The organism is Convivina intestini (genome assembly GCF_003096575.1).
In the GTDB taxonomy this organism is placed as follows: Bacteria; Bacillota; Bacilli; order Lactobacillales; family Lactobacillaceae; genus Convivina; species Convivina intestini.
In genome coordinates this window covers 113,579-136,023 of record NZ_QEKT01000004.1, presented here as the reverse complement: position 1 = coordinate 136,023, position 22,445 = coordinate 113,579, and the positions used below count along the sequence as shown (strand labels likewise).

Below are 22,445 nucleotides of genomic sequence, written 5' to 3'. Positions count from 1 at the left end.
ATCCATCTCGAACACAGAAGTTAAGCTCTAGAGCGCCGAAAGTAGTGGCCGGAACGCTGGCTGCGAGGATAGGACGATGCGATGCCGTACATAGACAGAGAGAGCAGTAGAATTCGGAGAGGTGTCCGAGTCAGGCTGAAGGAGCACGGTTGGAAACCGTGTAAGCGGTGCAAGCTGCTTCGAGGGTTCGAATCCCTTTCTCTCCATATTGGACGCTTAGCTCAGCTGGGAGAGCACCTGCCTTACAAGCAGGGGGTCACAGGTTCGATCCCTGTAGCGTCCATTTGACTACGGCAGTCAAAGCAAGCCACGTCGGGATAGAAGCTGCCGACTTAGCTCAGTTGGTAGAGCACCGCTCTTGTAAAGCGGGGGTCGAAGGTTCGAATCCTTTAGTCGGCATATAATGCGGAAGTAGTTCAGTGGTAGAACATCACCTTGCCATGGTGGGGGTCGCGGGTTCGAATCCCGTCTTCCGCTTGGAATGCCGGCGTGGCGGAATAGGCAGACGCACAGGACTTAAAATCCTGCGATGGAAACATCGTACCGGTTCGATCCCGGTCGCCGGCATATGCACCTATAGCGCAATTGGATAGAGCGTCTGACTACGAATCAGGAGGTTGCAGGTTCGACTCCTGCTAGGTGCATAGAGTTGAAAGAAACTCTAACAAAAGAATGGCCGGGGCAAAGACCTGGGAAAAGTACGGGACGTAGCTCAGCTTGGTAGAGCACCTGGTTTGGGACCAGGGGGTCGCAGGTTCGAATCCTGTCGTCCCGATGACTGAAGAAAATCAGTTAAGGCGATCGCGGTGTAGCTCAGCTGGCTAGAGCGTTCGGTTCATACCCGAGAGGTCGAGGGTTCGATTCCCCCCGCCGCGATAGGCTCGAAGCGGGACCATTAGCTCAGTTGGTTAGAGCAGACGGCTCATAACCGTCCGGTCGTTGGTTCGAGTCCAACATGGTCCATCAAGGACACAAAACATAATGGAGAATTACCCAAGTCTGGCTGAAGGGAACGGTCTTGAAAACCGTCAGGTCGAGAAATCGGCGCGAGGGTTCGAATCCCTCATTCTCCTTTAAGTGGGGAACCACGAATAATATTATCGCGGGATGGAGCAGTTCGGTAGCTCGTCGGGCCCATAACCCGAAGGTCGTAGGTTCAAATCCTACTCCCGCAATTGGTCGCATGGTCTAGCTGGTTAGGACGCCTGCCTGTCACGCAGGAGATCGCGGGTTCGAGCCCCGCTGTGACCGTTTCTATGAAGAAGAATAGAAGATGGCTCGGTAGCTCAGTTGGTAGAGCAATGCATTGAAGCTGCATGTGTCGGCGGTTCGATTCCGTCCCGCGCCATAGGAATGAAAGTTCCAGCATGCGAATGTAGTTCAATGGTAGAATTCCAGCCTTCCAAGCTGGCTATGCGGGTTCGATTCCCGTCATTCGCTTTTGTTTCGGCAAGAGAAGCAAAGAGGGGCCTGTAGCTCAGCTGGTTAGAGCACTGTGTTGATAACGCAGGGGTCACAGGTTCGAGTCCTGTCAGGCCCATGACAAGGGAGAGGGAGACCTCTTCCTTTTTGTTTTGGAGAAAAAATGAGTAATTCAGCAATTAAAAAATTTAATGTTGAGAAAATGACTGTTCAGCAAGAACAGCAGTTAAGTGATATTGAGAATTATTTAGAGCATGCCTTAAAGTCAAGTGGACATCACATTGCTGTTATCGAGGGGCAAGCTGGTACTGGTAAGAGTGTTCTTTTAACAAAACTTTTTCAGCGGTTAAAAGCTGGTGTTACTTTAAACGGATCACCATATTATCAGAAGCAATGTATTTTTACTGTGAATCACCCAGAATTATTGAAAATTTATCAGGAATTAGGAAAACAATTACCTGGTATTTACAAAAAGGATTATGTTCGCCCAACTTCTTTAATCAATGACTGTCATAAAACGAAAAAAATGTATGATATTGTTTTAATAGATGAAGGACATTTATTATTTACAAAGCCAGAGCCTTATGTTCGATTTACCCAAGAGAACCAATTAAGTGAAATTATTAAATTAAGTCGAGTCGTCGTTGTTGTTTTTGATTTTAAGCAAGTAATGCAGACTAAAATGTTTTGGAACAAACCGTTATTAGAAGAGGTTGTTGCTCCCTATCATCATGCCTTTTTCAATCTTGACTTTCAGTATCGGATGCAGGCTTCCCAAGCTATTATGGATTGGATTGATGGGTTGGCTAACGGTCAGATATTGCCATTACCGGCAGATCGTGGTAACTATGATTTGAGAATTTATAGTCGTGCGGATGAATTATATGAAGACATTAAACAACGGGATAAAGAAGTTGGTCTATCTAGAATGCTGACAGCTACTGGATTTACCCGAGGACCACATGGCGAGCATACAGTGCGCATGGATGGTTTCAACCAACCATGGGATGAATTAGATGCTCAGCCAACGCCTTGGGCTGAGCGACCCGAATCAATTACAGAAGTGGGATCGATTTACACCATTCAAGGTTTTGATTTGAATTACGCTGGTGTTATTTTAAGCCCTGCTTTTGAGTATGATGCTACCACTGATTCAATTATTGTTAATCCTGACAAGATAACGCATACTGAAATTTATAAAAAAACACCTCGAATTCAAGGTGAACAAGAGATGACTGCTTTTAAGAGTCAGGTGATGTTTAATACGCTGAATGTTTTGCTAAAACGTGGAATTAAGGGGCTATATTTAACCGCTGCTGATCCACAATTAAGAAAAAGACTACTAGAATTACAGTAAAAAGGGACAGCCAGATGGCTCTCCCTTTTTATAACGCCCATTCATCCAGGGTTTGAACTGAATGAGTTGGTTTGAGAAGCATTTTTTGTATTTGTTCGGGCGTGGAAACACCACTATACACTAATAAGGTATCAATTTTAGCGTTAATACCAGCGAGAATATCAGTATGGTAATTATCACCAACCATAATCGGATGCTGAGGGTTTCCCAGGCGTGATAGCGCACCGGTCATAATGGGTAGCGAGGGCTTGGCGATGATAGTGGGTTTAACATTGGTAGCTGTTTGCAAGGCTTGTACGATTGTGCCTGCTCCAGGGAGCATGCCTCGTTCGCTTGGTAAATTAGTATCAGCGTTAGTCGCAATGAAGCGTGCACCTTTTTGGATAGCGAGGGTGGCATTAGCCAGCTTAGCATAGGTTAATTGACGATCTAGGCCAGTAACCACATAATCAGCTCGATCATCGCCAATAAGGTTAAAGCCAGCATCGCTTAAGGCAACCTTCAAGCCCTCTTCACCAATCATATAAACGGTTTGATGACCAGGTGTAGCTGCTTTGGCTAGATAGTCAGCTGTTGCAAGGGCACTGGTGTACACCTGTTTAGGACTAGTGGGAATATCATGATTAATGGATAAATTGCGGGCCACGTCGGCTGGTGTTTTGGTGGAATTGTTGGTAACAAATAGGTAAGGAATATTGGCCTTTTGTAACTTGCTAATAAATCGTTTAGCAGCTGGAATTGGCTTTGTTCCTTGGTAAATGGTGCCATCTAAGTCGATTAAATAGGCATCGTATTCTCGCATAGCTGAACCCTTCTGAAAAAACTCTTAATTTTGATTTAACATCATCCTATTATAGTACAATTAAGCTTGTCCATGTAGTTGGACCTATTATTATTTAGTAGACTTAATAGCAGTAGTCATCACCGCCATGGCGGTTTTTTTACTTTTATTTGGAAAGTCGGTTAAAATGGTTATTAAGGAATTAAAAGGATTATGCTCAAAGAAAAAATTTTAAGCGATGAAAAACAAATACCACCATTTTTAACGCCAGCAGCGATTGTATCGTTAATTGTCGCTATTAGTGCTGCTAACTTAGCAGTCAATGTAGCTACCGGCACTCAAGAAGGAAAAAAGGTTAGTTCAGTCAGTTATGTATCAACCTCTTCGATTAGTACTGCCAATAGTGAAAAGCATTCATCAAGCAGTGAGCCGAGTCACAGCAGCTCACAAAGTAGTTCTTCTTCGGAAAAGACGGCTTCATCTAGTAATTCGTCGAGTGGTGAATCTAGTACTAGTTCACAGGATGCAAAAGGCAGTTCTAGCAGTAGTCAACAAAGTGATAAAGCATCTAGCAGTGATACAAGTAGTAAGGTATCAGAACAGGGGTAATATAACATGTTTTCACTATTAGATATTGTGAATAGTTATTTGGGGTATTTTACTACTAATACGCGAACTAAGGGGAAAATCTATACCGTTGTAGCCATGGCTGGTGTTTGGTATATTTTATATTTATCATTACGATTTTTTCAAAACGGTCGTTGGCTACGTGGGTCCCTATTGGTCGCAGTGTTCTTAGTATTACTGTATTTTAGCATTTTAAACGTTTTTTATTTCTTTACAACTAAGGCCATGAAATGGGATGTTTCGCGGCTACTTGCTAAGGTGCTAGGGACCACAATTCCAGTGGCCGGCGAAGCTACGGCTACTCGTCCTGTTATTATGCCAGCCAATGGCCTGTATGACAGGAAAGATGTGTTAAAGGCTGAAGTTCAAATGAGTGCCCAACAGCAGCAGGCAATCGATAATTTAGCTCAGCAGTTAGAAGAAATGAATATGTGGGCACACGATTATCACAATCTCAGTAAAAAGGGCCAGCGGCAAATTATTGCTCAAGATGGCTGCATCCATGATAATCATCCCGGGACTTTACTGCCATATTTTGATTTACAAGAAATGGCGGATGGTAGTTTAGACATTGTAGCGGGGTTGAATCAATTACAAGCACAAGACATTGCTACGATTGCTAAAATTGGTTTATTGCCGGTTAAACAGGCTCAAAAAGATTACCAATTATCATTAGCTTCGGTGGTCATCACAGGTGGCAAAAGCCATGTGCAGGGCCGTCGAGAATTGGTGGAAGTTGTCAAACCACATTATGTAAAAGTTGAAGTAGCCTATGCCCAGCGTGAAAACGTTTAAGCGCAGTAGGGAATAGATAACTAGGGTGGGAAATATGTTCAGCATGAGGAATCGTGTTCAAAATTTATGGCAACAGGTGTTGTCACCTAAAAATTGGAGTAGACAACTTAACAGTCGCAAAGGTTTTTTTGTGTGGATTGTTGTTTTGATGGTTTTAAAAACAATCCTAGCCTATGGGGCTGATTTTAACTGGTTGCATATTGCTAGTCCGGTTCAATTTGTTTTGATATTTTTTAATCCAATTGGGTTTACTATTATTTTCTTGAGTTTGGCGCTATTTATTCGCCGTAAGGAATTATATTACGGAGCTTTATTACTGTTAGATGGTCTTTTAACAACCTTACTTTACATTAATGTAACCTATTTTCGAGAATTTTCGGACTATATGTCCATTAACACGATGTTGGGATACAAGACCGTTAACCAAGGGACTAAAGTGGCAGGTGCCGTTACTTTAAACTGGCATGATGTTTTCTTTTGGGCTGATATTGTGCTCTTGATTGGTCTGTTTGTCTTTAAAAAAATTAAATTTGATAATCGTCGATTACCGCGATTTTATGCTTTTAAAACTTTTACTTTCGGCTGGCTTTTACTGGCTTTGAATTTTATGGTGGCTGATATTGAGCGGCCTCAGTTATTGACTCGTCAGTTTGATCGAGAGTATTTAGTTAAGTACCTAGGCTTAGGTCCTTTTACGATTTGTGATGCCTATAATACGTATGAAACCAGTCAAGTGCGTAAGAGTGCGCGACCGGATCAATTGGACGAGGTTAAGGCCTATATTAAAAGTCACTATGCGGAGGTTAATCCTAGTTTTTATGGTACTGCTAAGGGCAAAAATGTGATTGTTATTCATTTGGAAAGTTTCCAACAATTTTCAATTGATCGTCAGATTAATGGACAAGAAGTAACGCCGTTTTTGAATAGTCTCTACCATGATCAAGGGACGATTGCCTTTGATAACTTTTTCCATCAAGTGGGACAGGGTAAAACTTCAGATGCTGAAAATATGCTGGAAACTTCTACCTTTGGGCTACCACAGGGATCTTTATTTTCTAAGTTAGGAAATGACCAGACCTTCCAGGCGATGCCAGCAATTTTGAACCAGCGTGCTGATTATTCGAATGCGGTCTTTCACGGTAATACCGGTACATTTTGGAACCGGAGTAACGTTTATAAGCGAATGGGCTATCAAAATTGGGTTTCCGGTGAGTATTTTGATGTTACTGGTAAAAAAGCCACTTCTTGGGGCTTGAAGGATAAACTCTTATTCCGTGATTCCGTGCCCTACTTAGAGCGCTTGCCACAGCCGTTTTATACGAAGTATTTGACGGTCACTAACCATACACCTTTTGATATTGATAAACAGGATCAAGATCCTAATTTTGTAACCACTAATAGTGGTTCTAAGTATGTTGATAACTATTTTGTGGCCAATCATTACTTGGATCAATCACTGAGAGAATTTTTTGATTATCTTAAGAAAACTGGATTGTATGATAATACCATGGTTGTTTTGTACGGGGATCATTATGGTATTTCAAACACCGAGAACCATTATTTAGCACCAATTTTGGGTCGCACAGATGGTGAATGGACTGATTTAGATAATGCTAATTTGCAGCGGACACCATTGATTGTCCATATACCGGGCTATAAAGAGGGGCACATTGACCATACTTATGGTGGTGAAATTGATGTGGCGCCAACAATTGAACATTTGCTAGGTATCGGCACGAAACGCTACATTCAGTTTGGACAGGACCTGTTAAGTACTAAGCGGCAACAGCTGGTTGTCTTCCGAAATAAGGACTGGATTAGTCCTGATTATGCTAGTCTTTCGGGTAGTTATTGGAATGTTAAAACGGGCCAGCGAATTACTGATCCGACGGCACAAGAGCAGGAAACGCTCAATAAATTACAGGCCTCAGCTGTTAAAGAATTAGCGATGTCAGATGATGTTAATCAAAAGAATTTACTGCGTTTTTATGATCCAAAGGGCTTCAAGGCTATTGATGATCGTAATTATGATTATAGTAAGTCAGCAACCGTTAAACGATTAAAGCATCAAAGTGAGGAACGTAAGTCTAACAGTTTGTATGCTAAAAATGGCGACAAGACTACGTTGGGCGATTACGTAACGGATGCTCCTGAAGTATATGATGCTAAGGGAGATACCACCCGTGTGATTCCGCGTGGTGCTGATGATTTTTCAGGCAGTAATTAATAAATAAAGGACTAGTATAAACTACTAGTCCTTTTTGGGAAGATGACATGTGGCAATATCGAGTATTAGTTGATGATTATAGTAGTGGAAAATCAATTAAAGAATTTTTAATTAATAGCTATTTACCGAAACGTTTACGGGGCGCCTTACGGCAAAATAAAGGTTTAGTTGTTAATGGTCAGATTGTTGCTACAAGCTATGTATTAAAAATAGATGATCGCCTGACCATGAAGTTTCACACGGATGATTTTTATGCGCCAGACAGTTATCGGCCTAATTATCATCGAGCAATTAAAGTTATTTATGAAAATAATGACCTAATGGTGCTTGATAAACCAGCCGGAATGAAAATGCATGCCCATTCCCCAAGTGAGGATGATACGCTATTAAATTATGCAGCCGCTTATCTGAAACAAAACCAAGCTGTATCGGCGCAAGTACCAGCTCGGCCATATATGGTTCATCGATTAGATCGGGATACTTCGGGATTGGTCCTCATTGCTAAAAATCCAATTGTGGTACCAATCTTAAACCGTCAGCTTAGTAAAAAAGAAATGCAGCGGACTTATTATGCTTGGGTCAAAGGACATATGTCAGCTACTACCGGTATTATTAATCGGCCGATTGGGCAACATCCAACTGATGATCGATTACGGTGGGTAAATGACGATTGTGGCCAGCTAGCTCAAACCACTTGGCAGGTTGTTGAGCAACTAAGCGATAGGAGTTTACTTAAATTAGCGCTATCGACCGGCCGAATGCACCAGATACGGGTGCATTTAGCAAGTGTAGGACACCCAATCATTGGGGATTCTTTGTATGGTGGACCCCAAGCCAATCGGTTAATGTTACAAGCCGGGCAGTTGGATTTGATTCAGCCGTTTAGTAGACAGTGTTTGTCAATTAAACTTAAAAATAATCAATTATTTTTGGAATAAAAAATAGGTGAATTGCTATTTAGCAACTCACCTATTTTATTTTAAGCTTGTTTCGGACGGTAAAAGATACGTAGCACTCCGCCGGCTAAGACAGCCGCCAGAAGTTGAGCTGCTAGGTAAATCCAGATAAAGGAGCCAGCCTGATTACTAGTGTAGAAGATGGGTGCAATCACCCGAACTGGGTTTAAAGCACCACCGCTAAGTGGGAATGCGGTGAACATGGTTAAGGTTAAAAATGTCCCAGCAATGACTGGACTTAAGCGGGGATGCTCCTGGATTGCTAATAGGACGACTAATACTAAAAAGAAAGTTAGCACTAGTTCAACCCCGAAAGTATAGGGTGCTAATAAATCACTAGATGTTGGATGTAAGGAACTTAAAATTTGAGTGGTGGAAATATTTTGACTGGCGGATTTTTGAATGTTAGATAAGCCATTGATGCCAGCAATGGTAAAACCAAGGCCAGTAATACCACCTAGCAGTTGGGCGACAATATATCCTAGACAAGTTTTCCAAGTGATTTGTCCAGTGATAGCCACGCCAATTGATACGGCCGGGTTAAAGTGGCCGCCATTAGCCCATGGCCCCCAGATGAACATTGAAGTCATCAAAGCTAGGCCAAAAGTTAGCATGATATCAAATATTTGGGCGAAATTAAAGGCAGTTAGATAAATAATGCTCGCACCAGCAAAGAGCATAAATAGTAAGGTTCCTAAAAATTCAGCAAGGTACTTGCGCATGAATATCTCCTCGAATCATTTTTTATATAGCAATCTTTAACAGGATAACATTTTATAGCTATTAATCGGGAAATTTATTTGCGCAATAGCAGGGCGTTAATAGCCACAATCACAGTGGATAGTGACATAACAATGGCCCCAATCATGGGATTCAAGGTAATACCAGCAAAGGCAAACAGCCCAGCAGCGGCAGGAATAGCGAGGACGTTATAACCGGCCCCCCACCATAGGTTTTCAATTTCTTTACGGTTAGCATTACGAGCTAGGTGAATTAGATCAATTACTTTAGTCAGACTAGGCGAAATCAAAACGGCATCAGCTGAGGCTTGAGCAACTTGTGTACCAGCGCCGATGGCGATACTTAGGTTGGCTTGAGCTAGAGCAGGGGCATCATTGATACCATCACCAATCATCATTACTTGACCCTTACTTTGATATTCTTTAACTAATTTAATTTTATCTTGGGGGGAGGTCTGTGCCCTAACTTCGGTGATGCCAAGTTGTTGTGCAACATGGTTGGCGGTTTGCTGATTATCACCGGTAACCATTACTGGTGTAATACCTGCTGCCTTTAGATCTTGAATAAACTGAGGGGTTGAGGTCTTGATGCTGTCCCCTTGAGAAATAGCAGCGAGGACTTGCTGACCATCAGTTAAATAGGAAACAGTCCCCATGTCATCTAAGGCTTGATACTGAATATGGTTTTCATCTAAATAGCGTCCGGAAGCTAAAGTATAGGTAACGTTTTTTAGTTGCCCCTGAACACCATAGCCGTTTAGTACTTTAACCTGAGTCATGGGAGTGGCTTGAATTTTTTTGTCAGTAACATAGCTTACTAATGATTTAGCCAAGGGGTGAGTTGATTGACTTTCCAATCCAGCCATAATAGCTAGGGCATCATCTTCTTTAATGCCAGTAAATACTAATTTTTGGACGGTAAAATGACCATTGGTTAATGTGCCGGTTTTATCCATTAGGGCGTATTGAATATTTTTAGCCATAATCACATTTTTATGATTTTTAATTAAAATACCGTCACTAGCGGCAATGGCTTTAGTTCGTTGGATAACCATGGGAATGGCTAGTCCTAGAGCGTGGGGACAGGCAATCACTAAGGTGGTCACGGCAATGTTAATGGCAAAATTCAACCCTTTGAGGGGTGTCCATATCAAAAAAGCACCAATGGCAAAGGCGAGAGCCAGCCAGAATAGCCAAGAAGCCACTTTGGTGGCTAAATCTTCAGCTTGTGATTTGGCGTTTTGAGAATGAGTTAAAGTATTCTCCAACTGACCAATAAATGAATTATTACCAACACCATTTAGCAAGACTAGCAGGGTGGCATCACCATTGATGGTCCCACCGATAACTTTATCGCCAACTTTTTTAGTAATTGGTTTACTTTCACCAGTCATCAAAGATTCATCAATTTGACTTTGTCCACTTTGCACCAGGCCATCACCTGGGAAGGCTTCACCGGCCAAAACTTGAACAACCATGCCGTTTTTAAGACTACTAAGGGGCATATCCATAAAAGTGTCGCCGTGCTGTACATGGGCAGTTTCTGGCATTAGCTTGCGAAGTTCTGTGGTGGCATCACCAGCCCGCATAGTGGCTGACATTTCTAATAAATGACCTAAAAGCATGATTACAACTAAGGTAGCAAATTCCCAGAAGTAGTCCATGACATCGCTGTGTAGGAAGGTATTGGCTAGCAAGGCGTAAATTGAATACCAGAAGGTCACTAAAAGGCCCATGCTGATTAAACTCATCATGGCTGGCTTTTTTTGTTTGAGTTCAGCAATTGCCCCAGTGAAAAATGGCTTGGTGCCCACTATATAAAGAGCAGTAGCTAAAATAGCGGTGACCCAATTGCTACCCGGAAAGGTTTTGGTAAAGGGTAAATCTAGCCCCATTAGCGGGGTAATAAAAATAATGGGGATCATTAGAATCAGGGACCACCAAAAACGACGACGCATGTCTCCCATGTCCATATTCATCATGTTACCACCGGCCATCATGTGCATGTGTCCGCTATGTTGAGACATGGACGACATATCAGCCATCGAATCACTATGTGACATTTGACTCATATCATGTTGATTAGACATTGAGGACATGTCATGCATTTGATTTTTATTCATTTGAACTCCTCTCCTATAGGGCAATGCAATTAGGTAATGTTAGGGGTCTAGTTTACATCTGCTTGTAATAAAATACAAATCTAGTCTTTATTATATGTAGTTAGGAGTAATAGGATCTAATTTTTTATTTTAAAATAAGAATTGGTATATACGTAAAATATTAATGTTGAGCTTATCCAATGGATGTGCTTTTTCGTGCTATCCTAGTAGTAATCTATATAAGATAATTATTGTGTATTGTGCGCTAAGTTTGAGGAATTTAAAATGGTTCAGTCACCTAAAAATACAAATGTTTCAGCAATGTTTGACCGTTTGGCACCTGAGTATGATCGGATGAATAATATTATTAGTCTGGGTACTCACCGGCATTGGCGGCGTAAAGTTATGCAAAAAATTCATTTTAGTCAACGAGATGATATTTTAGATGTGGCTACTGGGACTGCTGACTGGGCTTTGGCATTAGCAGCAAGTAGTAGTCGCCAATCACGGGTAGAAGGCTTGGATTTTAGTGGTGAAATGCTGGCCGTGGGACAACAAAAAATAAATACTAGCTCGTATAAGAACAAGATTCAGTTAACCCAGGGGGATGCCATGGCTTTGCCCTATGGGGATAATCAGTTTGACATTGTAACGATTGGTTTTGGTTTACGTAATTTGCCAGATCCTAAACGAGGATTAGCGGAAATTTACCGAGTACTAAAGACCGGTGGACAATTAGTTATTTTAGAAACGTCACAACCGCAAAATCGATTTATCAAACCTTTTTGGCAGTTCTATATCCGTAAAATTGTTCCTAATTTTGGCCGAGTATTTGCTAATGGCAAGCATCAAGAATATCGTTATCTAGATGAAACGACTGAAGCCTTTATGGATTTTAAAGCGCTGGATCATCTATTAGCTCAAGTTGGCTTTATAGAACGTAAAACGTTTAGTTTTAATTTGGGTGCTGCCCGTGCCTATTACGGAATCAAGGATTAATTAAGAAGAAAATTATGGAACAAGGATCAGTTAAAAAAAATATTACGCTGTTATTTTCGACCGTTGTAGTTGGCTCGCTGGTCGGGTTGGTTGCTATGGCGTTGTCCTTTTTTTTGGATGGTGTAGAATCATTTTTTCTACATTTTAATGAATCAGCCAGTCAACCTAGTCCAATCAGCAGTCAACCTTGGCTGCGCCTGCTGTCGGTTTTTCTAGGTGGAATCCTCGTATCAATTGTGTGGTACTTGCTGCGTAGATATGGTCGGCCAATTGTAGGGATTAAGGGTGCTGTTAAAGGCCAGGAAATGCCACTAATGGAAACTTTGATCAATGTTGTTACCCAGATATTTTATGTTGGAACGGGTGGATCAGTCGGTCGTGAATTAGCTCCTCGACAGGCCGGAGCGGCTTTAGCCCAGTGGTGGGAACGATTACTAGGTAAAACGAAGTTGGGCAGTTTGGGTTCAGATGACCTACAACTTTTGGTTACGGCGGCTGCCGGGGCAGGTTTTGCTGGTGTATATATTGCGCCCATTACTGGAATGCTTTTTTCAATTGAGGTGCTGCTAAAAAAAGTCTCCATTCGAACGATTGCAGTTAGTTTGGGGATGTCAATTATTGCCACTTTATTTGGTTCGTTAGCGAAAGGATTTCGTCCTTATTATCTTGTTGGTGATTTACATTTTTCCATCTCTATTTTATTAGTAGGCTGTTTGTTAGCGCCAATTGCGGGTGTGACTGGGGCTTTTTTCCGTCAGGCAATGGCTTGGGCTCAAACCCATCAAAAAGCAGGAACAGCTATATTGTGGCAATTACCATTAGTAGCGTTAGCGACAGGAGCTATAGCATATTACTATCCTAATATTTTTGGGAATGGCCGGCCGATTGCTCAAAGTGCAATGAATGTTTCTAGTTTGAGTTTTGCGACCACTTTATTGCTATTAGCGCTAATTAAATTCGGATTAACTTTTTCTACATTAAAGGCTGGTGGAACTGGTGGCACTTTGACACCAGCGATTGCTAGTGGCGCAGCGTTAGGCGCAATGTTGGGTTCTATTTTAACCCTGTTTATTCCCGGTATTTCAATACCACAAACAACGATTTTGATGGCGGCTGCCTTTCTGGCTGCTTCACAGCAAGCACCGTTAATGGCCATGTTTATGATTTTTGAAATCAGCCATCTTGATTATTCTGCTTTACTACCCTTAGGTGGGGCCGTTGTGATTGCAGTAGCAACGACTAAGCTCCGCTGGCGGTAGCGCTTGTATTGCACTATTAGGCAATGTTTTATTAAAAAACATTCCTTTATTGGGAATTTTATAATGGATTTATGGTATACTCATAGCAGTGCAATTCCAAATTGGTAGGGGCACAAAAGAATAATAGGAGGATATTATGGGTGCAATTAAAGCTGTTTCCACAACAGCAATTGCAGCCTTGCTAGGTTTCGGTATGCTTACCTCTGTGCAAGCTAGTGCCGATAACACTGGTGACTTGCAGCCTTTTACTGCAGATTCTTTGCAGACACCACTTCAGCCATTTACTGCTGATAGTGCTCAAGCTACAAGCACCACTACTACACCTGAACAGTCAATTGTTAAGACTGACCAGGGTAGTGGTTACACCAAGCCAGACTCAGACGTACCGTTTGAGAATGTCTTGACTACTGCTAGCAACTTCTTTGGCGACAAAAAAGTTACTAACAACCAGTCAAATGGTGTAGTGTCTAGCCCTAAGCAGTACAGCAATGATGTCGACGCTGCTAATGATCTTCGGATGATTACGCCAGTCGAAAACATGAGCACTGACTTTGGCAAGCTTAACGGTGATCTCAAAAAGCTTGAGAACACTAACAAGCAAACTGAAGTTACAAATGCTAAAGTTGCTGTAACTAACTTGGGTGCTAACAGCAAGGATGCTGATGCTAATCAGTTTAAAAATGCTGCCTATACTCATACTCAACTAAGTAACAATGGTACTGCTATGGATCAGTACTTCAATTCTGCAACTAAGGAATTGAGCTTGGTTTTGAATGGTAAAGCAGTAACTATCAGTAATGGTGACTACACAGTAGTTACTGGTGCTGATGGTAAGCAGTACAAGGTCTTTAACCCTGGTACTGGAAATGCATTAGTTCAAGATGAAACTTTTGCAGAAAAGAAGGCTGCTGCTGCTCAAGCAGAGACTTCTGTTGCCAATGACATTTTGCCAAAGGTAGCAATTACTACTATTTTGGGCGTTGATAGCGCTATTCAAGGTATTAGTAACGTAGCAGCAGGTGTCGTAGATGGCATCTGGACTGCTATCAACAGTGTACTTTACACTATTGGTGGTGTGTTGAACGCTACATGGGTCGGTGCCTTAATTGGTGGACCTTTGCAAATCGGTGTTGCTGTTTCTTACGGTATCCAAGTTGCTGTGCGTGAAGCATGGCGTTTGGCAGATCGTGCTCGCCGGGTTGCTTTGTACAGCTTGATTCCGTTGGCAGTTGGACCTGCTTATACAGCTCAACTTATCAACAACTACAACACTAACCGTGTTGCAAATGGAACTAAGCAAGACAACGAATTGATTGCTGCTCTTTCTAACGGAAAGGTACCAGCAATTACTGAGCCTAAGACAGTTAACGGTGAAGCCGATAAGGCTTCAGCCGCAACTATCGCTGATGCTGTCTTTGAAGGTACTTTCCTTGGTACTGAAGCGGTTGAAAACGCTGGTACTGGAATCCTTTGGGGACTTACTAACGCAGGTATCACAGGTTTGACTTATGCAGCCGGTATTACTACTGGTGTATTGTCAGCTGTGCCAATCGTTGGTACTATCGCTCAAATTATCGGTGGACCTTTGACTCTTGCCGGATTTATCGGTGGATCAATCGCCTACGACGCTGAAAATGTTGCTGATGACGTTCGTCGTCTTTACAACAAGGGAATGCTTTTGGGGGCTTTGTGGTCTTCAAGTGCTGCCCGTGTTGCTGACATGTACGGCAATGTAATTGATGCTGCTAACAATGGCGATGCCACTGTTTACAAGTTAGCTTAATTCGTTAAATAGCTTGTCAGTTCAATCACTGAATATAAGAACCTCTAACACCTTAGTGTTGGGGGTTTTTATTTGGTTAAATTATGGTAGAATGACCAAAAATAGGGATTTGCAGGCGATACCTAGGCCAACATTGCCGTTGAAAAGAAAGGATTTTTCATGCGGATTAATATTTTACAACATACCCCTAATGAAGGCCCAGGATCGATTACCAATTGGGCTGCTTTACATGGACATGATGTTTATATTTATCATCCTTATCAATTTGGCCATTTACCAACCCTTGAGACCACTGATATGTTGATTATCTTGGGCGGGCCGATGAGTCCTAATGATGATTTGGCATGGATTAAGGCGGAAAGGGTGCTAATTAAACAACTACTAAGCCTGGACGTGCCGATTTTTGGTGCCTGCTATGGCGCGCAACAAATTGCTAAAACCTTGGGTTGTTCAGTAACCAAGGCGCCATATAAGGAAGTTGGTTGGGCACCAGTTTATCGACAAAGCGATGTTATTAAGGGCCTGCCTGCAGTGTTACATCCCTTACATTGGCACGAAGAAATGGCTGAGCTACCAGCTGGAGCGATTCAGCTATTTAAGAGTGATTTGGTGGATCAACAAGGCTTTCTGTTGGGAAAACATGTGTTAGGATTACAGTTTCACTTTGAACCATTATTAACTAATTTGCGGGAGATGGTTATTAATGATCAAAGCTATCCAGCTGATAACAATGCTTTAAAACAAAATGCTGACGACATTTTAGCTCATGGGATTCCAGCTGAAAATGAAGCAGTTATGTTTACCCTGTTGGATTATATTACGAGGGATTAATCTTAAAGACACAAAAAAAGCAGATTTCTCTGCTTTTTTTTATTTTTTAACGATGTCTTGAATTTGCTTTAGTTCGGAAAGTTTCCATTGAACATAAGTTTGATCAGTAGGACTGGTTTCAGTAACCTTTACAATTGGGACTTGGTTTTCCTTAGCTAATTTGACGATATTATCCACAGTACTGCTGGAAGTTTGCGTATTATCAACTAAGAAGCCGATTTGATGAGTTTTAATGTTGTTTTGTAAACTAGTCAAAACAGCAGGAGAAGGATCATTACCTTCCTCGACAGCTTCGGCAAAATCTTCATCGGTAATGTGGTAGCCTAGGGCCTCTAACATATAACCAAAGACTGGTTCAGTTTGCGCAACCTTTTGACTAGGGGCTTGTTCCTTTAGTTCATTTACTAAATCAGTAACGGGTTTTAGGCTATCAATATACTTTTGGGCATTAGCCTGATAATCATCCTTGTGCTTGGGATCCTTTTTACTAAGAACATCAGCTAAGTACTTGGCGGTATCAATCATGGTCTGAGGATCATTCCATAGGTGAGGATTATCGCCTGATTTTTTGTGAACAATATCTTCGCCGACGCGAATTAGTTCAGTTTTTTTGGAAGTTCGTGCTAATTTATTTAACCAAGAATCATATCCTAGTCCGTTGGCAAGAGCAATATCGGCTTGACTAACTTGATTAGCCACAGAACGAGTCGGTTCATAGTCTTCAGGAGAAACGTTTTGCTTGGTGATAATGGCTTGGACATCTGCGTGGGAACCTGCCACAGTTTTGGCCACTTCACCATAGACATTAGTTGAGGCAACAATTGTTAATTTATCGCTCTTTTTTTGATTTGTATTATTGCTTTTTACAACGGCAAAGCCAATACTAGCGACGACAATAACGAGCATACCTAAAATAATTAGATGAATTTTTTTCATGAGGGATCCTTTCGGGCAATGGCATTCATTTTGGTTAGGAATTCTTGAATGGTATTTTGCTGATTAGTATCAAACTGATTGAGGGCTTGATCAATTGCTTGATGTATTTCTGTGTGGGCTTGTAAATGGCGATGAGCCAAGGCTAGGCCGGCTTTGGTAAGCTGAAATTCAATCTGACGCTTATCGATTTGGCTGGTCTGACCGGTGATATAGCCTTGGCTAGTTAAACTTTTAAGGGCCTTGGTAATAGCCGGTTTGCTTAAATGCATGGTTTGGGCCAAATCACGATTGGTTTGGGGTTGCTTAGCTAGTAACATCAGTAAATGCCCCTGGGTTGTACTGATATTGGTTGAATCTAAGCTTTGTTTCGCCACTAACTCAGCCGTGGTAGCATAGGTTTGAATAAAAGAATTTAGTTCAATTAAAATCCGATCGGTCGCAGTCATAGTAGACTCCTTTGAAACAGTTAACTGGTTAACTAAGTTGTTAACCAGTTAACTTTAATATGTTTCTTAATTTTTGTCAAATAAAAAACCAACCGGTGCTCCGGTTAGTCATATTAGTCAAAACGTTGTAATGAAAAAGGGCTTAAATCAAAATGGATTTGTTGGCGCTGGGCTCGCTGAGCGATAATTTCCCCTAGGACGCTGGCAAATTTAAAGCCATGACCACTGAGTCCGGTAACAACCTGAATATTAGATTTGCCGGGTAGCCAATCAATAATGAAGTTTTCATCTGGAGATAAATCATAAGAACAAGCCCCACCGTGATTCAAGCCAGTTGTCCCTTGTAGGTGTTCTGCTAAGAGGGGGTTAATTTCTGAAGTGTCATCGGGGTAATTTCCAAAAGCGAGGCGTTCTGAACGCTTTTCAATGGCTTGACCACCATTATGGCGGCCGATTTTAATTTGGTGATTTTGTCCAGGAAAGCCATAGTAAATTTGATCCGTTGTGGTAGTCACAGTAAAACATGGAAAACCCGCAGACTCTTCGAGCCTTACATCGTCGATATTGAACCAAGAAAAAACTTTACGGACTGGTTTAATTGGTAACTGTGGTAGTAGTTCTTTAACCCATGTGCCCGCGGTAACAGCAACTTGTTGGGCAAGATAGGTAGTTTTACTCGTTTGAATTTCAATTAAGTCAGGGCTGAGGTGCTTTAGGGACAGTACTTTAGCCGAAAAATCCTGTTTGGCACCATAATTAGCAGCACCTTGTAAATAACTTTCAATAATATTTTCAGATAGTAGATAGCCACTATTATTTTCAAAAATACCAGCATAATCGTCATTAAAATGCCAATCTGGCCAACGTTTGTGAATTTGCGACGGGCTAAGATAATCAACATTCAATTGGTAACTATCAGCGCTTTTTTTGATATTTTTAAGAAAATTGCTATGCTTGGGCGCTATGTTTAAGACGCCAGTTTGATGGAAAATATCTTGATGACTATTTTGTTGGAGCTGGTTCCAAAGTTCTTGTGCTCTTAATACTAGCGGAACGTATTGATCGCCTTCGCCATAAGCATGACGAATAATTCGTGTTTGACCATGGTGAGAACCTTGATCATGTGGTGGACGATTTAAATCTAATTCGAGGACGGAAAGACCATCACGACTAGCATAATATCCAGCGGCTGATCCAACTGATCCGGTGCCGATAATGGCTAAATCATAAATTTTTTGCATAGTGTTTTTCCTTTAGATTTTTATTTAGTAGATAAAAAATCCACTTCTAGTGTTTTGCTAGAAGCGGATTTAACCACGGTACCATTCTAATTTAATCGCTATTTACATAGCGATCCTCAACAACGTCCTTGAAATAACGCGTGCAATTGATAATGGTTGCCAACCCATCAGCATCTTATTAATCAATGCTGCCAAATCACAGGCCATCTTCATGAAATTTGATGTGATCTACTCACAGCTTACGTAGACTTTCTGAACTATCAAAAATCAGTACTCTCCTGGTCACTTTGTTTTTATCTTTAACTATTGGTAGGAAGTATAACTTGAATTAAAAGCCTTTGTCAACAATAAATTAATTTATAATGATAAAATTATGAAAATTAATATCATTACTGTTTATTAATCGGTATAAAATTTGGACAAAAAAACTCGTTCCGTAGAACGAGTTAGTGATATTAATGACCAATAACGAGGGCAAAATCCCAAAGCCAGTGCAAACCAACGCCACCCCAGATTGAGCGAGCTAAGCGAACGGCCATGTACAAACCAGTTCCGATAATCATCGTTGAGAAAGTTTGTAGCGTAGCTTGTATAATTGGTGCGCCTGTGATGATGTTAGGGAAGTGCCAAAGGCCAAAGAGAACAATTGATAGGGCCCAAGAAACAAGTTCATTGTTTTCCCGGCGTAATTCCGTTAAGGCAAAACCACGGAAGACGGATTCTTCTGTTAAACCAACAAAGAAGACTGAACAAAATGACATCAATAAGCGATTCATGGAATCATCATTCCAGTTATGCATGATTGTGTTCAAATTCTTAGTGAGTTGAAACAAGGCAAAGCCAACCATAGCAACTACGACAATGCCAAACAGCACCTTGAGTGGTGTTGAAAGCTCTGGTTGCTTAGCATAAATTTGCTGAGTGCGATCTGACTTCTTCATGTATAGGAAGAAAAGGACAAAAGTAATGGCCATGGGTGCACCCACGTGCCAAAAAATCGTACTCGTATTTTTGAAAAAAGTGTCATAAGTCGCAAAGGCAAATACATCAAATAGACGTGATAGTCCTGTCCAAATAATGGAGAAAATGATGGTGATTAATGCGATTTGACCGAACTTCTTAGTGTTCTGGTTCATATTACCAACTCCTTATAAATAAAATATACCGATGAGTAAAAATGCTCATAACTTTTATTATAGCATGGGGGTGTGAATAGCAGCCAAAATCTCTTTAAAAATTGTATTTTGTTCGGTGGTCATAATCGGGTTTTTCCGGTATACAAAGCCAACGTTCAGTTGTGGTTGTGCCGGGTCAGATAAGGGAATAAATTTAACATTAGGATGTTGAATATTTTTACTAGAAACCATAAAACCAATTCCACGATTTTGGCTTACTAGGTTCAAAATTGCATAAGGTTCACTGGAGCTAAATAAAATATCAGGCTGGAGATGGTTAGCTTGGGCTAGCTGTTCAAAGGCCTGTTTATGGATAAAACTTCCCTTGAGGAGGATGAAATTTTGATTGGCGAGTTCCCGGAAAGAAATGGCGGAATGATTGGCGAGGGGATGGTCATTTGCGACCACAATTTCAAAGGGCCGTTGGTCAAACTGGATGACTTGGAAGTCATTTTGATCAATGGCGTCTAAATATCCCAAAAAAGAGGCATCTAATTTCCCATCTTGCAGGAGTTGAATGGCCTTATGGGCGCCGACTTCCACGGTTTTCAGATGTTCTAGGGCTTGATTGGATAATCGACCGGCAATTTCTGGGAAATAACTAATTTGAATAATGGGGGGCAAGCCCAGCAATAAACTCTGTTCATCAATCCGGCCGATTTCAGTAAGAGCTAAGTTGTATTGTTCCAGCATGGCCTGGGCGTGCTGGGCAAATACTTGACCGGCGTGGGTGAGGGAAACAATATTATGATGGCTACTCCGGATGGCTAATTGGGCACCAACTTCTTTTTCCAGGCGTTGAATGGCTAAAGAGACGGTCGGTTGGCTGACGTGAAATTGTTGGGATACCTGCGAAAAATTATGATTATCAGTTAAGGCTAGGTAATACTGTAAGTCGGTAATGCGCATGGGGACTCCTCAATGGTTGCTATTAGGCCTATTATACGCTTGCCATAAATAAAATTAATAGCTTTGCTGGCGTTTGACTATAAAAATGATTAAGCACTAGAATGGAAACGTTTGATAGATACAACACAAGTAAAAAGGAGTAAAAAATGACTTCACCATTACAGATTTTAAACAATCCCTTTTTGAATAAGGGCACTGGCTTTACTATGGAAGAGCGAAAGGAATTAGGCATCGCTGGTTTGTTGCCACCTAAGGTGCAGACTTTAGAGGAACAAGCTGATCAGACTTACCAACAATACTTAAGTAAGCCATCTGATTTAGAAAAGCGCCTCTTCTTGATGGAAATCTTCAATACCAACCATACTTTGTTCTACTACTTGTTTAGCCAACACGTAGTTGAATTCATGCCAATCGTGTATGACCCAACCATCGCTGATACCATTGAAAACTATAGCGAATTGTTTGTGGACCCACAAAATGCGGTTTACTTGTCAATTGACCAACCAGATACTATTGAAAGTGCTTTGAAGGCCGGTGCTGAGGGTCGTGATATTCAATTAATCGTGGTAACTGATTCAGAAGGAATCTTAGGAATTGGTGACTGGGGAACTAACGGTGTTGATATTGCCGTTGGTAAATTGATGGTTTATACCGCTGCAGCTGGTGTTAATCCTGAAAACGTTTTGCCAGTTGTTTTGGATACTGGGACCAATAACCAAACTTTGTTAGATGATCCTTTGTACCTGGGTAACCGTCATCCTCGTGTCCGCGGTGAAAAGTTCTATAACTTTGTTGACCAATTCGTTCAAAAAGCTGAGGGATTGTTCCCTAACTTGTACTTGCACTGGGAAGACTTTGGTCGTGAAAATGCTGCCAACATCTTGGACAAGTACAAGAATGAAATTACGACCTTTAACGATGATATCCAAGGCACTGGGATCATCGCCTTAGCCGCTGTGCTCGGTGCTATGAACATTACCAAGGAAAAGATTACTGACCAAACTTACCTTTGCTTTGGTGCTGGATCAGCCGGTGCGGGAATTGCTAACCGGATGTATGAAGAAATGCGTCAAGAAGGTCTGTCAGAAGCTGATGCTCGTAAGCGTTTCTACTTGGTTGATAAGCAAGGCTTGTTGTTTGATGACATGGATGATTTGACTCCTGAACAAAAACCATTTGCCCGTCAACGTGCTGAATTTGATAACGCTGATGATTTGAAGGACTTGTTGTCAGTTGTTAAAACGATTCACCCAACGATTATGGTGGGGACTTCAACGCAACCAGGCTCATTTACTGAAGAAATCGTGAAGGAAATGGCTGCTCACACGGAACGTCCAATCATCTTCCCATTGAGTAACCCAACTAAGTTGGCTGAAGCTAAGGCCGAGGACCTTTTGGCTTGGACTGATGGAAAGGCTTTGATTGCCACGGGTATTCCAGTTGCCCCAGTTGAATACAAGGGTGTAACTTATGAAATCGGCCAGGCCAACAATGCCTTGGTTTACCCAGGTCTTGGTTTGGGAACAATTGCTGCTACGGCTAAGTTGCTAAATGATGAAATGATTTCAGCCGCTGCCCACTCATTGGGTGGGATTGTTGATCCTAGCCAACCAGGGGCTGCTGTATTGCCACCAGTTTCACAGTTGACTAAGTTCTCAGAAACTGTTGCAATCGCGACTGGTCAAAGTGCCATCGACCAAGGAATTACTAAGCAACCAGTTACTGATATTAAGGCGGCCATTGAAGAATTAAAGTGGACACCTAAGTATTAAAATAGTAATAAGAAAGACCTCTTAGAGGTCTTTTTTTGTTGGATAAGGTGTACATTAAGATGGAAAAAATCTTGGCGGAGTACATAT

General features: G+C 41.5%; 18 protein-coding genes and 15 tRNA genes. 25 read left to right on the top strand and 8 right to left on the bottom strand.

Annotated elements, in window-relative coordinates:
• The first annotated feature begins 115 nt into the window (after nucleotides 1–115).
• From C7384_RS04795 to C7384_RS04720, 16 genes are all read left to right on the top strand, one after another.
• A tRNA-Ser gene (locus tag C7384_RS04795) sits at nucleotides 116–206 on the top strand.
• Nucleotides 207–210: 4 nt separating this feature from the next.
• A tRNA-Val gene (locus tag C7384_RS04790) sits at nucleotides 211–283 on the top strand.
• A 43-nt stretch (nucleotides 284–326) separates the two neighbouring features.
• Nucleotides 327–399: transfer RNA gene (locus C7384_RS04785), tRNA-Thr, on the top strand.
• Nucleotides 400–405: 6 nt separating this feature from the next.
• Nucleotides 406–477: transfer RNA gene (locus tag C7384_RS04780), tRNA-Gly, on the top strand.
• 6 nt (nucleotides 478–483) lie between these two features.
• Nucleotides 484–567, top strand: a tRNA-Leu gene (locus C7384_RS04775).
• Between the two features lie 3 nt (nucleotides 568–570).
• Nucleotides 571–644 (top strand) — tRNA-Arg (locus C7384_RS04770).
• A gap of 57 nt (nucleotides 645–701) precedes the next feature.
• Nucleotides 702–775 (top strand) — tRNA-Pro (locus tag C7384_RS04765).
• A gap of 27 nt (nucleotides 776–802) precedes the next feature.
• Nucleotides 803–876, top strand: a tRNA-Met gene (locus C7384_RS04760).
• A 13-nt stretch (nucleotides 877–889) separates the two neighbouring features.
• A tRNA-Ile gene (locus C7384_RS04755) sits at nucleotides 890–963 on the top strand.
• Between the two features lie 20 nt (nucleotides 964–983).
• A tRNA-Ser gene (locus C7384_RS04750) sits at nucleotides 984–1,073 on the top strand.
• A gap of 28 nt (nucleotides 1,074–1,101) precedes the next feature.
• Nucleotides 1,102–1,175: transfer RNA gene (locus tag C7384_RS04745), tRNA-Met, on the top strand.
• 2 nt (nucleotides 1,176–1,177) lie between these two features.
• A tRNA-Asp gene (locus C7384_RS04740) sits at nucleotides 1,178–1,251 on the top strand.
• A 24-nt stretch (nucleotides 1,252–1,275) separates the two neighbouring features.
• Nucleotides 1,276–1,348 (top strand) — tRNA-Phe (locus C7384_RS04735).
• Between the two features lie 21 nt (nucleotides 1,349–1,369).
• Nucleotides 1,370–1,440, top strand: a tRNA-Gly gene (locus C7384_RS04730).
• A gap of 26 nt (nucleotides 1,441–1,466) precedes the next feature.
• Nucleotides 1,467–1,540, top strand: a tRNA-Ile gene (locus C7384_RS04725).
• A gap of 45 nt (nucleotides 1,541–1,585) precedes the next feature.
• The gene (locus tag C7384_RS04720) at nucleotides 1,586–2,779 is read left to right on the top strand and encodes a DUF2075 domain-containing protein (protein ID WP_089939837.1); all 1,194 of its coding nucleotides are present in this window, start codon (nucleotides 1,586–1,588) and stop codon (nucleotides 2,777–2,779) included.
• A gap of 28 nt (nucleotides 2,780–2,807) precedes the next feature.
• Here C7384_RS04720 and C7384_RS04715 read toward each other — a convergent pair whose 3' ends face one another.
• A complete protein-coding gene (locus tag C7384_RS04715) occupies nucleotides 2,808–3,581 on the bottom strand; it encodes a TIGR01457 family HAD-type hydrolase (RefSeq protein ID WP_089939835.1) in 774 nt (257 codons plus the stop codon).
• A gap of 192 nt (nucleotides 3,582–3,773) precedes the next feature.
• Here C7384_RS04715 and C7384_RS04710 point away from each other — a divergent pair, with 192 nt between their 5' ends.
• Genes C7384_RS04710 through C7384_RS04695 form a run of 4 tightly spaced genes read left to right on the top strand, consistent with a single transcriptional unit; the run spans nucleotide 3,774 to nucleotide 8,147 of the window.
• Entirely contained in the window at nucleotides 3,774–4,169 is a 396-nt protein-coding gene (locus C7384_RS04710) for a hypothetical protein (protein ID WP_089939832.1), read from the top strand.
• 6 nt (nucleotides 4,170–4,175) lie between these two features.
• Nucleotides 4,176–4,982 (top strand): DUF6681 family protein, encoded by an 807-nt coding sequence (locus C7384_RS04705; protein WP_089939829.1) that lies wholly within the window; start codon nucleotides 4,176–4,178, stop codon nucleotides 4,980–4,982.
• A 43-nt stretch (nucleotides 4,983–5,025) separates the two neighbouring features.
• Nucleotides 5,026–7,209, top strand: a complete 2,184-nt coding sequence (locus tag C7384_RS04700) for an LTA synthase family protein (RefSeq protein WP_089939825.1) — start codon at nucleotides 5,026–5,028, stop codon at nucleotides 7,207–7,209.
• A 47-nt stretch (nucleotides 7,210–7,256) separates the two neighbouring features.
• Entirely contained in the window at nucleotides 7,257–8,147 is an 891-nt protein-coding gene (locus C7384_RS04695) for an RluA family pseudouridine synthase (RefSeq protein WP_089939822.1), read from the top strand.
• A 41-nt stretch (nucleotides 8,148–8,188) separates the two neighbouring features.
• Here C7384_RS04695 and C7384_RS04690 read toward each other — a convergent pair whose 3' ends face one another.
• Together C7384_RS04690 and C7384_RS04685 are read right to left on the bottom strand one after the other, a co-directional pair.
• Entirely contained in the window at nucleotides 8,189–8,887 is a 699-nt protein-coding gene (locus tag C7384_RS04690) for an MIP/aquaporin family protein (RefSeq protein ID WP_089939819.1), read from the bottom strand.
• 74 nt (nucleotides 8,888–8,961) lie between these two features.
• Nucleotides 8,962–11,028: a copper-translocating P-type ATPase gene (locus C7384_RS04685; RefSeq protein ID WP_176760699.1), complete on the bottom strand. Its 2,067-nt coding sequence runs from the start codon at nucleotides 11,026–11,028 to the stop codon at nucleotides 8,962–8,964.
• Between the two features lie 264 nt (nucleotides 11,029–11,292).
• Here C7384_RS04685 and ubiE point away from each other — a divergent pair, with 264 nt between their 5' ends.
• The 4 genes from ubiE to C7384_RS04665 all read left to right on the top strand — a co-directional run bounded on the left by ubiE (nucleotide 11,293) and on the right by C7384_RS04665 (nucleotide 15,879).
• Entirely contained in the window at nucleotides 11,293–12,006 is a 714-nt protein-coding gene (gene ubiE / locus C7384_RS04680) for a bifunctional demethylmenaquinone methyltransferase/2-methoxy-6-polyprenyl-1,4-benzoquinol methylase UbiE (RefSeq protein WP_089939816.1), read from the top strand.
• 14 nt (nucleotides 12,007–12,020) lie between these two features.
• A complete protein-coding gene (locus C7384_RS04675; protein ID WP_089939813.1) occupies nucleotides 12,021–13,265 on the top strand; it encodes a chloride channel protein in 1,245 nt (414 codons plus the stop codon).
• A gap of 136 nt (nucleotides 13,266–13,401) precedes the next feature.
• Nucleotides 13,402–15,048, top strand: a complete 1,647-nt coding sequence (locus C7384_RS04670) for a hypothetical protein (protein ID WP_089939811.1) — start codon at nucleotides 13,402–13,404, stop codon at nucleotides 15,046–15,048.
• A 159-nt stretch (nucleotides 15,049–15,207) separates the two neighbouring features.
• The gene (locus C7384_RS04665) at nucleotides 15,208–15,879 is read left to right on the top strand and encodes a type 1 glutamine amidotransferase (RefSeq protein ID WP_089939808.1); all 672 of its coding nucleotides are present in this window, start codon (nucleotides 15,208–15,210) and stop codon (nucleotides 15,877–15,879) included.
• 39 nt (nucleotides 15,880–15,918) lie between these two features.
• On the opposite strand, the gene C7384_RS04660 is transcribed toward C7384_RS04665, so the two are convergent.
• The 5 genes from C7384_RS04660 to C7384_RS04640 all read right to left on the bottom strand — a co-directional run bounded on the left by C7384_RS04660 (nucleotide 15,919) and on the right by C7384_RS04640 (nucleotide 20,586).
• Nucleotides 15,919–16,815: a metal ABC transporter solute-binding protein, Zn/Mn family gene (locus tag C7384_RS04660; protein WP_089939805.1), complete on the bottom strand. Its 897-nt coding sequence runs from the start codon at nucleotides 16,813–16,815 to the stop codon at nucleotides 15,919–15,921.
• Nucleotides 16,812–17,261 carry a MarR family winged helix-turn-helix transcriptional regulator gene (locus tag C7384_RS04655; protein ID WP_089939802.1) on the bottom strand — a complete coding sequence of 150 codons (450 nt, stop codon included), beginning with the start codon at nucleotides 17,259–17,261 and terminating at the stop codon, nucleotides 16,812–16,814. The genes C7384_RS04660 and C7384_RS04655 overlap by 4 nt, the downstream gene beginning before the upstream one ends.
• A 113-nt stretch (nucleotides 17,262–17,374) precedes the next feature.
• Nucleotides 17,375–18,502 (bottom strand): N-methyl-L-tryptophan oxidase, encoded by a 1,128-nt coding sequence (solA, locus tag C7384_RS04650; protein WP_089939799.1) that lies wholly within the window; start codon nucleotides 18,500–18,502, stop codon nucleotides 17,375–17,377.
• A gap of 455 nt (nucleotides 18,503–18,957) precedes the next feature.
• The gene (locus tag C7384_RS04645) at nucleotides 18,958–19,638 is read right to left on the bottom strand and encodes a CPBP family intramembrane glutamic endopeptidase (RefSeq protein ID WP_089939796.1); all 681 of its coding nucleotides are present in this window, start codon (nucleotides 19,636–19,638) and stop codon (nucleotides 18,958–18,960) included.
• 57 nt (nucleotides 19,639–19,695) lie between these two features.
• The gene (locus tag C7384_RS04640; protein ID WP_089939793.1) at nucleotides 19,696–20,586 is read right to left on the bottom strand and encodes a LysR family transcriptional regulator; all 891 of its coding nucleotides are present in this window, start codon (nucleotides 20,584–20,586) and stop codon (nucleotides 19,696–19,698) included.
• Between the two features lie 146 nt (nucleotides 20,587–20,732).
• Here C7384_RS04640 and C7384_RS04635 point away from each other — a divergent pair, with 146 nt between their 5' ends.
• Nucleotides 20,733–22,358, top strand: a complete 1,626-nt coding sequence (locus C7384_RS04635; RefSeq protein WP_089939790.1) for a malolactic enzyme — start codon at nucleotides 20,733–20,735, stop codon at nucleotides 22,356–22,358.
• The last annotated feature ends 87 nt before the right edge of the window (nucleotides 22,359–22,445 follow it).